Annotated in this window: 10 protein-coding genes; 6 read left to right on the top strand and 4 right to left on the bottom strand. The window is 43.9% G+C overall.

What is annotated here, in order from left to right; translation table 11 throughout:
* Together cydD and trxB are read right to left on the bottom strand one after the other, a co-directional pair.
* The gene (gene cydD / locus CKY02_RS07500; protein WP_112894808.1) at positions 1-1,770 is read right to left on the bottom strand and encodes a heme ABC transporter permease/ATP-binding protein CydD; all 1,770 of its coding nucleotides are present in this window, start codon (positions 1,768-1,770) and stop codon (positions 1-3) included.
* Between the two features lie 134 nt (positions 1,771-1,904).
* The gene (gene trxB, locus CKY02_RS07495; protein WP_112894807.1) at positions 1,905-2,864 is read right to left on the bottom strand and encodes a thioredoxin-disulfide reductase; all 960 of its coding nucleotides are present in this window, start codon (positions 2,862-2,864) and stop codon (positions 1,905-1,907) included.
* A 498-nt stretch (positions 2,865-3,362) separates the two neighbouring features.
* On the opposite strand from trxB, the gene lrp reads away from it, so the two are divergent.
* Complete coding sequence (gene lrp / locus CKY02_RS07490; protein WP_011145896.1) at positions 3,363-3,857, top strand: leucine-responsive transcriptional regulator Lrp; 495 nt, start codon at positions 3,363-3,365, stop codon at positions 3,855-3,857.
* Between the two features lie 130 nt (positions 3,858-3,987).
* The gene (locus CKY02_RS07485; protein WP_112894806.1) at positions 3,988-7,323 is read left to right on the top strand and encodes a DNA translocase FtsK 4TM domain-containing protein; all 3,336 of its coding nucleotides are present in this window, start codon (positions 3,988-3,990) and stop codon (positions 7,321-7,323) included.
* On the opposite strand, the gene CKY02_RS23665 is transcribed toward CKY02_RS07485, so the two are convergent.
* Positions 7,262-7,492 (bottom strand): hypothetical protein, encoded by a 231-nt coding sequence (locus CKY02_RS23665; protein WP_146747407.1) that lies wholly within the window; start codon positions 7,490-7,492, stop codon positions 7,262-7,264. The genes CKY02_RS07485 and CKY02_RS23665 overlap by 62 nt on opposite strands.
* 49 nt (positions 7,493-7,541) lie before the next feature.
* On the opposite strand from CKY02_RS23665, the gene lolA reads away from it, so the two are divergent.
* From lolA to serS, 4 genes are read left to right on the top strand one after another with little or no spacing between them, the layout of a single operon-like run.
* Entirely contained in the window at positions 7,542-8,153 is a 612-nt protein-coding gene (gene lolA, locus CKY02_RS07480; RefSeq protein WP_112894805.1) for an outer membrane lipoprotein periplasmic chaperone LolA, read from the top strand.
* A gap of 7 nt (positions 8,154-8,160) precedes the next feature.
* Positions 8,161-9,504 (top strand): replication-associated recombination protein A, encoded by a 1,344-nt coding sequence (locus CKY02_RS07475; RefSeq protein WP_112894804.1) that lies wholly within the window; start codon positions 8,161-8,163, stop codon positions 9,502-9,504.
* A 19-nt stretch (positions 9,505-9,523) separates the two neighbouring features.
* Entirely contained in the window at positions 9,524-9,769 is a 246-nt protein-coding gene (locus tag CKY02_RS23660) for a hypothetical protein (protein WP_146747406.1), read from the top strand.
* Complete coding sequence (serS, locus tag CKY02_RS07470; protein WP_112894803.1) at positions 9,736-11,025, top strand: serine--tRNA ligase; 1,290 nt, start codon at positions 9,736-9,738, stop codon at positions 11,023-11,025. Before CKY02_RS23660 ends, serS begins: the two co-directional genes overlap by 34 nt.
* Before the next feature lie 117 nt (positions 11,026-11,142).
* Here serS and CKY02_RS07465 read toward each other — a convergent pair whose 3' ends face one another.
* On the bottom strand, positions 11,143-11,943 hold the full coding sequence (locus tag CKY02_RS07465) for a BPSS1780 family membrane protein (RefSeq protein ID WP_112894802.1): 801 nt from the start codon (positions 11,941-11,943) through the stop codon (positions 11,143-11,145).
* Between the last annotated feature and the right edge of the window lie 321 nt (positions 11,944-12,264).

Raw genomic sequence — 12,264 nt, 5'->3', positions numbered from 1 at the left:
CTACAGCTCCTCACTTCGATGGGATAACAGGCGGGTGAATACCCCTTGAGATTGGCTTAGCGACTGGTAATCTCCCTGTTCAATAATCAACCCCTTTTCCATGACCCAAATCTGATCATATTCCAGCGTTTCTTCCAATTGATGGGTAACTAACAGGGTCGTCTGATGATGAGATGCCTGATTGAGTGTTTCCATCACCTGTTGTTCGCTATGCGCATCCAGGCTGGCGCCAGGCTCATCCAGTAATAATAACCGGCAAGGTTTCAATAGGGCACGGGCAACAGCGATACGTTGGGCCTGACCAACGGATAATCGTGCTGCATTATCACCGATGATGGTATTCAGCCTATCGGGTAAATCGTGAATAAATTCAGTGACGTATGCTTGTTCCATAACCTGATGGATTTGTTGTTGATTGGCATTAGGTTGGTTCAGACGAATATTATCAAGCAAAGTCTGCTCAGGCAGATGTGGATTTTGTCCAACCCAGCTCAGTTGATTACGCCATCTCTGCTGATCCAACTCACACAGTTCGGTGCCATTAATTTGTATTGAACCACGATAGGGCAGGAACCCTAACAGTAAATTCAAGAGGGAACTTTTACCTGCTCCACTTTGACCAACTAATGCCACCCGTTGATTTTTCTCTATAGTAAAATTCAACGGGCCAGCAAGCCGGTTGCCGTCGTGGGCCAAAATTTCCAGATTATTAGCAATGATGGTCAACGGATCTTGGGGGGGAAGTGTTTTATCACCACCGGCAGGTGCATATTCACCATCACTGCTCAATAAAGTCACTAATGCTTCGGCGGCCCCAATCGCCTGTGCTTTAGCGTGATAATAAGTACCTAGATCGCGTAATGGCTGAAAAAATTCTGGGGCGAGGGTTAACACCAGAAAACCGGCAAACAGGGTAACACCCATCCCGTAACTGCCAAAATTAAGTTCCCCCAAATAGGAGAAACCGAAATAGACAGCGACAACGGCAATAGAAATGGCAGCAAAGAACTCCAGCACCGCAGAAGAAAGGAACGCTAATCTCAGCACTTCCATTGTTCTGCAACGGAAGTTTTCGGTGGATTCGTTGATTTGTTGTGTTTCTACTTTGCCGCGATAAAACAAGCGCAACGTTTCTAACCCACGTAACCTATCAAGAAAATTACCGCTTAACCGCCCTAGTGCGACAAAATTACGCCGATTAGCGTCTGCGGCACCTAAACCAACCAGCGCCATAAATAACGGGATTAGGGGAGCAGTAGCGAATAAAATTAGCCCGGCAGCCCAGTTAACAGGGAATAGGGTGATCAGAATAAGAATAGGGATTATGACGGCGAGAGACATCTGTGGCAGATAGCGGGAATAATAATCCTGCATATCTTCTATCTGCTCAAGAATAATGGTTGCCCAGCTACCGGCTGGTTTACCCTTAACCCACATTGGGCCAAGTTGTTCCAGCTTATCCAATACCATAGCGCGGATTTTCTGACGCACGACTTTGCCACAGATAAAACCGATTCGTTCCCGAATGGCACTGATGATAGCTCGTAACACAAAGGTGGCTGCTAGCAACCAGAATTCGTTCGTAATGTGCTCGCGTGGAAGATTATCCATGATTAAAGCTTGCAGAATTGAGGCCAGTAGCCAGGCTTGAGCAATAATCAATAATCCATTGATTAAGCCAAATAACATGGACAGGCGGAGCCAGCGTTGGGCCGGGGCACTTTGCTGTTTCAGCCAGCGAACCAATTCATACTGTCTTGTTTTGTCCATAAGGAAAAATTCTAATTTAACAGGTGAGAATAATGGTGTACCAAAAGGCTGGACATATCCTATGTGTCAACATCCTGCTGATATGTTACATGTTAAAAAGCGCTACCGAAATAGCGCCTTGAAAGAAAAAGAATTTATTTAGCGGCTAGCCCATCCAGGAAACGTTCTGCGTCAAGGGCTGCCATACAACCTGTACCGGCGGACGTAATTGCCTGTCGGTAGGTATGATCCATGACATCACCGGCGGCGAAGACACCGGGAATAGAGGTCTGAGTGGCGTTACCCTGTAAACCGGATTGAACTTTGATGTAACCATTATCCAGTTCTAATTGGCCTTCAAAGATAGCGGTATTGGGAGTATGGCCGATAGCAATGAAGGTGCCGGTAACCGCCAATTCTTCTGTAGCGCCACTTTGGGTATCGCGTAGGCGAACACCGGTAACGCCCATATCATCACCGAGTACTTCATCCAGAATACGATCGGTGTGCAGGATGATATTGCCATTTTTGACTTTATCCATCAGGCGACTGATCAAGATTTTCTCTGAACGGAAGGTATCACGGCGATGAATTAGATGAACTTCCGCTGCAATATTTGCCAGATATAAGGCCTCTTCCACCGCAGTATTACCACCGCCAACAACGGCGACTTTCTGGTTACGATAAAAGAAACCATCACAAGTTGCACAGGCTGAAATACCACGCCCTTTGAATGCCTCTTCAGAAGGTAAACCTAAATAACGGGCAGAAGCACCTGTTGCGATAATCAGTGCGTCACAGGTATATTCTTGTTCATCACCATAAAGGCGTAAAGGCCGGTTTTGCAGATCAACTTTTTGAATATGGTCAGAAATGATTTCAGTTTGGAATTTTTCAGCATGTTGGTGCATGCGCTCCATTAACCCTGGGCCGGTCAAATCTTCAGGATCGCCTGGCCAGTTTTCGACCTCGGTGGTTGTAGTCAATTGACCGCCTTTTTCAACCCCGGTAATAAGAACCGGATTTAAATTTGCTCGGGCAGCGTAAACCGCAGCAGTATAGCCTGCTGGACCGGAGCCAAGAATAATGAGTTTGTGGTGTTTGGCGGCGTTCATGAATACCTCATTTCCATTTATCACCTATCGAATATCGAACGATTGTAGGAGAAATAGGAGGGTAAAAAAAGTTAAAAGACTCATGTTACTAACGATTTTACCGATAGATATTAACTAACAATGATTTTAACCTGAGAAAAGTGTCCTTTTAGTGCTGTTTGGATTTTATTTGCTCGTTTTCAATTAATGATAGACTATCGAAACGATTAACTGAAAATTTGTTCCACAGGTTGTTCTGATTTTTGCTCATTTACTTTGACAATCGGCTGTGCATTTGCGAAAACATCACTGTAAGAGATAATTATCCACCTCGCTAAATTCGTTTCTATAAAAATCGACATGCGGATAATTCCCTCTAGTGTAGCATTAAAAAAATGGCCTGTGAGTTGCTTTACGCTGATAGAGCGAGGCTTTAACTTTAAGACATCTTTTCCAACTCAAACTCAAGAGATAGGGGAAAATGTTATGGGTGTAGGAAAATAAAGAGAGATCAACAAAATGATAGATAATAAAAAACGTCCGGGAAAAGATCTTGATCGCATAGATCGTAATATCCTAAATGAGCTACAGAAAGATGGGCGAATTTCTAATGTAGAACTGTCTAAACGGGTAGGTTTGTCTCCAACCCCGTGTCTGGAGCGTGTTCGTCGTCTGGAACGCCAAGGGTTTATTACTGGATACACGGCATTGCTGAATCCTCACTATTTGGATGCATCTTTGCTGGTATTTGTTGAAATTACCTTAAACCGTGGTGCTCCAGATGTTTTTGAACAATTCAACGCTGCTGTACAAAAATTGGAAGAGATTCAGGAATGCCACTTAGTTTCCGGTGATTTCGACTATCTATTGAAAACTCGCGTACCAGACATGTCAGCTTATCGTAAGTTGCTAGGCGAAACTTTGTTGCGTTTGCCAGGTGTTAATGACACCCGCACATATGTTGTGATGGAAGAAGTTAAGCAGAGCAATCGTTTGGTCATTAAGACTCGCTAAAATCTTACCAAAAATGTACAGGTGCAAAACTGGAAAAACTTAGGTACACTCCTGTTTATGCATACAGTTTCAACGCTGAGCTATCTCGGCGTTGTTCCGTTAAATCAACAGGAAACCTGGAGAGCCTTTCTTGAGCCAGGAATATACAGAAGATAAAAATATTAAATTAAAGAGACTGAGTAGTGGGCGCAGGCTGTTAGAAGCTGTGTTGCTTATCATTGTTATCCTAGCGGCTTATCTGCTGGTCGCACTTGTCAGTTTTAACCCTTCTGATCCCAGTTGGTCTCAGACTGCATGGCATGAGCCAGTGCATAATTTGGGGGGGGGTGTGGGTGCATGGCTGGCCGATACGCTGTTTTCTGCATTTGGCATTCTAGCTTATGTCATCCCGCCAGTGATGATATTGGGTTGCTGGACTGCTTTTAAGCAACATGATGACCGAGAGTATGTCGATTTCTTTGCGTTGGCTTTGCGCGTTATTGGCGCATTGGCAATCGTTTTGACTTCATGTGGATTAGCGGCACTGAATGTTGACGATCTCCATTACTTTGCTTCCGGCGGTATTATTGGCAGTCTGTTTAGTAGTGCGATGTTGCCCTGGTTTAATGAATTAGGTGCAACTTTGGTCTTGCTGTGTATTTGGGCAATTGGGTTGACGTTATTTACTGGTTGGTCATGGTTAACCATTGCTGAAAAAACGGGAGCAGTAATTCTGGGAGCAATAGGATTTATTACCAATCGTAGCCGTAATGAACAGGAATATATGCCATACGGTGAAACGGCTATTGAGAGGGAAGATCCCGCCGATGATAAAACAGAATCTGAATTTACAGCGGCTGATATTGATCATGATGATGTACTATTTACAGCACCTTCAGCCGTAGAATTAGCAAAAGCTGAACTGGACGAACCAGAATCGGTGAAAGCAGAAATCGAACAAGAACAGCCAATAGATATTCCTACCACTAATATGGCTGATATTGATGCTGAACCTGAAATTCTGGTTAATACATCCGGTGATATTGCACGGCCTCAGTCATTAGTAGAAGAGAGCGAAAAGAATAATGACGAACCTGTTCGTTATATATTTGAAACGCCTGCTGAATACCATTTTGAACCTATATCTGAATTTAATCGTGAAGCGACGCCAACATTTGAGCCCGTCGAAAATAGCCGGAATGGCAGCGACACTTTCACTTTTATGCCTGAAACAGAACCAAAAAATGTTGTAGCAGCCTCAACCTCTGCAACGGTTATAACAGGCAACTCTCAGGTTAAGCAAGGAATCGGGCCAGAACTACCCCGTCCTAATCCTGTCCGTATTCCAACCCGCCGTGAACTGTATGGCATTAAAGTGCCTTCACAACGTCTTGCGGAACAACAGCGTGAAGAAGAGGTTAAACAACAAATAGGTGGAGCGGATGATGATATTGAGTCTGATAAACAGCAAGAAGCGTTGCTGAGTCAGCAGTTTCTTGAACAACAGCGCGAGCGTTATCGTATTACGGCGGATACAGAAGAACAGGCCCCAATCCAGCCTCAGATAAGACAGAATTTATTTGAGCTGGAAAATGAGCCTTCGGTGGAAAAATGGGCTCAAACAGCGACAGAGACTGTCAAACAGACAGTTGAGCAGCCGCAATATAAGCGTTATCAGGAGCAAGGTCACCAGGAGAAAAAAGAGCTTTCTGCTCTGGAGAGTTTATCGATTTTAAATAATTTTTCACCGGTTGAAGATTTAGTCGAAAAAGAGCCGGCAGAGCCGTTATTTATGCCTTCTGTTCAATCAGCACCGGAAAATCAATCAGAACGACCCACAGAAATTGCTTTTGCGCCAGCACCTGTACACAATGTTGCGCAGCAACCGCAGCAACCGCAGCAACCGCAGCAACCGCAGCAACCGCAGCAACCGCAGCAACCGCAGCAAGATAGCTTATTCCATCCGTTTTTAGTTCGTAACGATCAACCGTTGCCAAAACCAACGACACCAATGCCTTCGCTCGATCTGCTAACCAATCCTTTAGCGGAAGAGGAACCCGTTGATATGTTTGCCCTTGAGCAAACGTCCCGTTTGATTGAAGCGCGTCTGAGTGATTATCGAGTTAAAGCTGATGTTGTGGGTTTTTCACCCGGTCCGGTGATTACCCGGTTTGAACTGGATTTGGCTCCGGGTGTTAAAGCCTCACGTATTTCCAACTTATCAAGAGATTTAGCACGTTCTCTATCAGCGGTCGCTGTGCGTATTGTTGAAGTGATTCCGGGTAAACCTTATGTTGGCTTGGAATTGCCGAATAAAAAGCGCCAGACGGTCTATTTGCGTGAAGTATTGGATTGTGAAAAATTCCGCGATAATCCGTCACCACTGACAATTGTGTTGGGTAAAGATATTGGCGGCCAGCCGGTTGTCGCTGATTTAGGTAAAATGCCGCACTTGCTGGTGGCGGGTACAACCGGTTCGGGTAAATCTGTTGGCGTCAACGCCATGATCCTCAGTATCCTCTATAAAGCAAAACCAGAGGATGTCCGCTTTATTATGATTGACCCAAAAATGTTGGAGTTATCGGTTTATGAAGGTATTCCGCATCTGTTAACCGAAGTTGTTACCGATATGAAAGATGCTGCTAATGCACTGCGCTGGTGTGTCGGTGAAATGGAACGCCGTTATAAACTGATGTCTGCATTGGGTGTGCGTAATCTGGCGGGTTATAACGAAAAGGTTAAGCAGGCAGAAGAGATGGGACGCCCAATTCCTCATCCATTCTGGAAGCCGGGTGACAGCATGGATGCTACTCATCCGGTGCTGAAAAAAGAACCGTATATTGTTGTTATGGTAGATGAATTTGCTGACTTAATGATGACCGTCGGTAAAAAAGTTGAAGAGCTGATTGCCCGATTAGCACAGAAAGCGCGTGCTGCTGGTATCCATTTGGTTCTGGCGACTCAACGCCCATCTGTCGATATTATTACCGGCTTGATTAAAGCGAATATTCCGACTCGTATTGCCTTTACGGTTTCCAGCAAAATTGATTCCCGCACCATCCTTGATCAAGGCGGCGCTGAATCCCTGTTGGGCATGGGGGATATGCTTTATCTGGCGCCAAACTCCTCGATTCCGGTGCGTGTTCATGGCGCATTTGTTCGGGATCAGGAAGTTCATGAAGTGGTTAATGATTGGAAAGCCCGCGGTCGTCCAGAGTATATTGATAGCATTCTCAGTGGTGGTGATGATGCTGAAGGTGGCTTAGGCCTTGACAGTGATGAAGAGCTAGACGCCTTGTTTGATCAGGCAGTTCAATTCGTGACGGAAAAACGACGAGTTTCGATTTCTGGTGTCCAGCGCCAATTCCGTATTGGTTATAACCGAGCGGCGCGTATTGTGGAACAGATGGAGGCACAGCAGATTGTCAGTGCTCCGGGTCATAATGGTAATCGTGAAGTATTAGCTCCACCGCCACATGAGAGCTGATATACCCGTTATCTTTCAAGTTGCCTCTTTGTTGACTGCACTCGCTCACCCCGGTCACATAGTTATCTATGCTCCCGGGGATTTGTTCCCTTGCCGTCGCGATGCATCTTGAAATCCATAGGGTATAGTGAATATTGAACGTTGAAAACTCTGATAATAAATCATTCAAGTAACAACGTTGAGAAAGAAGTAATAACGCTGAGAAAGGTATCTCTTACATGAAAAAGCTGATATTGATTGGTTGTTTAATGGCTGGCATGAGTATCAATGCGGTATGGGCAAGTGCCAGCCAGAATTTGCAGGAGCGTTTGGGTAAAGTAAACAGTTTTCATGCCAGCTTTACTCAAACCGTCACCAGTGATGATGGAGCAACAATTCAGGAAGGTGAAGGGCAATTGTGGGTTAAACGACCAAACCTATTTAACTGGCATATGACATCACCTGATGAAAGCGTTTTGGTATCGGATGGTAAAACATTGTGGTTTTATAATCCATTTGTTGAGCAGGTAACGGCTAATTGGTTGAAAGATGCCACAGGTAACACGCCGTTTATGTTAATTACTCGTAACGATGCTAAAGATTGGTCCCAATATAAAATTAGCCAGCAAGGGAATGATTTTGAACTGACGCCGAATAATGTCACTGGTAATCTGAAACGTTTCTCGATTACCGTCACGACGGATGGCACTATCCAAAAATTTTCTGCTATTGAGCAGGATGGACAAAAGAGTGCTTATCAATTAAAAGGGCAGCAAAATACCCATGTGGATGCGGCAAAGTTCAGTTTTGTGCTACCGAAAGGCGTTACGCTGGATGATCAGCGCCAGTGAGGTTTAAGTGAACAACCTGTCACTCGATTTTTCTCAAAATGAATTTCAGCCACTGGCCGCGCGTATGCGGCCGATGACATTAGAGCAATATATCGGGCAGCGGCATTTACTCGCTGAGGGAAAACCTCTGCCAAGGGCTATCCGGGCTGGACAACTGCACTCCATGATTTTATGGGGGCCACCGGGGACGGGCAAAACAACATTAGCTGAAATTATTGGGCATTATGCTCAGGCTGATGTTGAACGGATATCTGCGGTCACTTCCGGTATCAAAGAGATACGTGAATCGATTGAAAAAGCGCGTCAGAACCGGAATGCAGGGCGTAGAACTATCCTGTTTGTTGATGAAGTACATCGTTTTAACAAAAGCCAACAGGATGCTTTTCTGCCACACATTGAAGATGGCACGATCACCTTTATTGGTGCGACGACAGAAAATCCTTCTTTTGAACTGAATTCCGCGTTACTTTCACGAGCGCGTGTCTATCTACTTAAGTCATTGACAACAGAAGAGATTGAGCAGGTTCTTGAGCAGGCCATGAATGATAAAGAGCGTGGTTATCGTGGACAGAATATCGTTTTGCCCGAAAATACCCGTCACATGGTGGCGGAACTGGTTGCAGGCGATGCTCGTCGCTCACTGAATCTGCTTGAAATGATGGCGGATGTGGCAGAAACCGATGCTCAGGGGCTGAGGGTTTTGACACCGGGGCTATTGAAAGAAGTCAGTGGAGAGAGAAGTGCGCGTTTTGATAATAAAGGTGATCGTTATTACGATTTGATTTCAGCACTGCATAAATCTATTCGTGGTTCTGCACCTGACGCTGCGCTTTATTGGTATGCTCGAATTATTACTGCCGGTGGTGATCCGTTATATGTTGCCCGTCGTTTATTGGCTATTGCTTCCGAAGATGTTGGTAATGCCGATCCTAGGGGAATGCAGGTAGCGATTGCTGCATGGGATTGTTTTACCCGTGTTGGGCCGGCAGAAGGTGAAAGGGCGATTGCTCAGGCTATTGTTTATCTTGCTTGTGCCCCGAAAAGTAACGCTGTTTATACCGCTTTTAAAGCAGCAATGGCTGATGCGAAGGAAAAACCTGATTATGATGTTCCCGCACATTTGCGCAATGCACCGACAAAATTGATGAAAGGGATGGGGCTTGGCGAGGAATATCGTTATGCCCATGACGAACCTAATGCTTATGCTGCGGGTGAAGTTTATTTTCCGCCTGAGATGCGGGAAACTCGTTATTATCATCCGGCTAACCGAGGATTAGAAGGTAAAATAGGCGATAAACTCACCTGGCTTGCTGAACAGGATCAAAATAGCCCGATAAAACGCTATCGCTAACGTTATTGTTGCGGTAAGGTTGACGGGTAAAAATACCTTATGGCCCATCAACTTGTGTGGGTCTATTCACATCATCTATACCCAATGGATTTCAAGATGCATCGCGACGGCAAGGGAGCGAATCCCTGGGAGCATAGATAACTATGTGACTGGGGTGAGAGAGTGCCGCCAACAAAGAGGCAACTTGAAAGATAACGGGTATAACTTAATAACGACAAGCACAGGACTAGCATGCTCGATCCAAACATACTGCGTAATGAGCTAGACGCAGTCGCCGAAAAACTGGCTCGCAGGGGTTATACCCTTGACGTGGATACGCTGCGCAAACAAGAAGAGCGCCGTAAAGTTTTACAAGTTGAAACTGAAACCCTGCAAGCAGAACGTAATTCCCGATCGAAAGTTATTGGTGCAGCAAAAGCCCGTGGTGAAGATATTGATCCGCTACGTCAGGAAGTGAACCAGTTAGGTGAAAAGTTGGATACAGCGAAAGCCGAACTGGAAAAACTTCAAGCTGAAATCCGTGATTTGGCTTTAAGTATCCCTAACATTCCAGATGACTCTGTACCGGTAGGTAAAGATGAGAACGATAATTTGGAAGTGAGCCGTTGGGGTGAGCCAGGTAAATATGATTTTGAAATTCAAGATCATGTTTCATTAGGTGAATTGACCAATGGTCTGGACTTTGCCGCTGCGGTTAAACTAACCGGTTCACGCTTTGTGGTGATGAAAGGGCAAATTGCCCGTCTGCATCGGGCCTTGGCGCAATTTATGCTAAACCTTCACACAGAACAGCATGGCTATTTGGAAACTTATGTTCCCTATTTGGTAAACCATGAAACCTTATATGGTACGGGCCAATTGCCGAAATTTGGTGAAGATCTTTTTCATACTAAGCCGCTGGAAGAAGAGGCGGAAAGCCATTACGCGCTGATCCCAACTGCTGAAGTTCCGATAACCAACTTGGTTCGTGGTGACATTCTGGATGAAAATGAATTGCCATTGAAAATGACCGCTCATACCCCTTGCTTCCGTTCAGAAGCGGGTTCTTATGGTCGTGACACTCGTGGCCTGATCCGTATGCACCAGTTTGATAAAGTTGAGTTGGTTCAGATTGTTCATCCTGATGAATCAATGGATGCATTGGAAGCATTGACAGGACATGCAGAGAAAGTACTGCAATTACTGAACCTGCCATATCGTAAAGTTTTATTGTGTACCGGTGATATGGGTTTTAGCGCGTGTAAAACTTATGATTTGGAAGTGTGGTTACCGGCTCAGAACACATATCGTGAAATCTCTTCCTGTTCTAATATGTGGGATTTCCAGGCGCGCCGTATGCAAGCACGTTTCCGTGGCAAAGAAGATAAGAAAACTCAATTACTCCATACCCTGAATGGCTCTGGTCTGGCAGTTGGCCGTACTCTGGTTGCCATTATGGAAAACTATCAGCAAGCCGATGGTCGTATTGAAATACCCGAAGTATTGCGTCCATATATGGGTGGTTTGGAATATATTGGTTGATTATTGTATTAATGAAAAGCGCCAGATTTGGCGCTTTTTGCTGTCTATTTGATTAATTATAAATTTACTGAAAATAAAATTACTGGATTCAGTAAATAATAGATGTATCTTTATCTTTTAATTAACTAAAGTCGATGATTTCTCTTTACCGATAAAAATGCTACGGTAAGAGGAGTAATAGCTGGCGAAATATATGGGTATAGAGACTAAAAGGCCCAAGCCTAAAGTCACTATAGAAAGCACCATCATTAACCCAAAGAGACTAAAGAATAATAAACCGGGTAATAAATTCTTCTTCACAGCCTCCAGGCTCATTGATACGGCAGCACCAAATTTCAAATTATGAAGAATGATTAACGCTGGTGCAAACCAGGTTAAAGCAGCAGCAATAATGCTGAAGATGAACAGAATAAAGAAACTAAGAAATAATGGGGACAAATCACCCAGGAATATGTCAACAGGAATTTCACCAGATTGACTAGCTAAGAAGATATTAATCACTGCATTACCGCCGGTAATAAACATTGCTATGATACCAAGGATCATAATACCAAACGATAAAGCACCAACGCCAAGTAGTGACGCAAAGTTTTTCTGAAATCCGCTGAATAACAGCCCGAATTCAAATTCTCCGGTAGTTCTCTGTTTTTCACACAGAGCAATAATGCCTCCGGCCAGTACTGAGCCTAAAATCCCTGTAAATATCCCAAGGAAAGGAATAAGCTGTAAACCAGATATGATAATGAAATAAATGATACTAAGTAGTATCCACATACCCAATTTACATTTTACGAGACTCCATGCTTGACTAATCCATTCCATACCTTCTGTGCTACTGAGGGATTGACCACCAGGGATAAATACCTCTTGATTGTTGGGTATAGTGTTGGAATTAAAATTTAGATTCTTATTATTCATATATTTTCCAATTTCATTATTAACTTGTAATTTATTAAATCGCTTTTCCTGTCTGCATCTTAAAAATTACAGTCATCTGAGAAAAGCTGGCAGGTATAATATATTAAATTTATTAATAAAAAAGTACTAAATAGGAGTAATTACCTAATGGGTGTGGTGGATTTACAAGCAATGTGTTGCTGTGTGTGTTTTAACTTGTTCGAGAGGTCTTATATTTACCTAAATAACTAAGTTATTTAGGTAATATATTGTGGTTTCTATCATGGAATTTAATTAATATTTATATTTCAATGTCGACTTTACATCATAGATTATTTAACT

The organism is Photorhabdus bodei, assembly GCF_003287735.1.
Lineage (GTDB): Bacteria > Pseudomonadota > Gammaproteobacteria > Enterobacterales > Enterobacteriaceae > Photorhabdus > Photorhabdus kayaii.
Note: the sequence above shows the minus strand (reverse complement) of the source record. Positions and strands in the feature narration are given on the sequence as shown.

Excerpts from the sequence above, each read along its gene's own strand:
- cydD (WP_112894808.1), bottom strand. The coding sequence starts at position 1,770 with ATGGACAAAACAAGACAGTATGAATTGGTTCGCTGGCTGAAACAGCAA.
- trxB (WP_112894807.1), bottom strand. The coding sequence starts at position 2,864 with ATGAACGCCGCCAAACACCACAAACTCATTATTCTTGGCTCCGGTCCA.
- lrp (WP_011145896.1), top strand. The coding sequence starts at position 3,363 with ATGATAGATAATAAAAAACGTCCGGGAAAAGATCTTGATCGCATAGAT.
- lolA (WP_112894805.1), top strand. The coding sequence starts at position 7,542 with ATGAAAAAGCTGATATTGATTGGTTGTTTAATGGCTGGCATGAGTATC.
- serS (WP_112894803.1), top strand. The coding sequence starts at position 9,736 with ATGCTCGATCCAAACATACTGCGTAATGAGCTAGACGCAGTCGCCGAA.
- CKY02_RS07465 (WP_112894802.1), bottom strand. The coding sequence starts at position 11,943 with ATGAATAATAAGAATCTAAATTTTAATTCCAACACTATACCCAACAAT.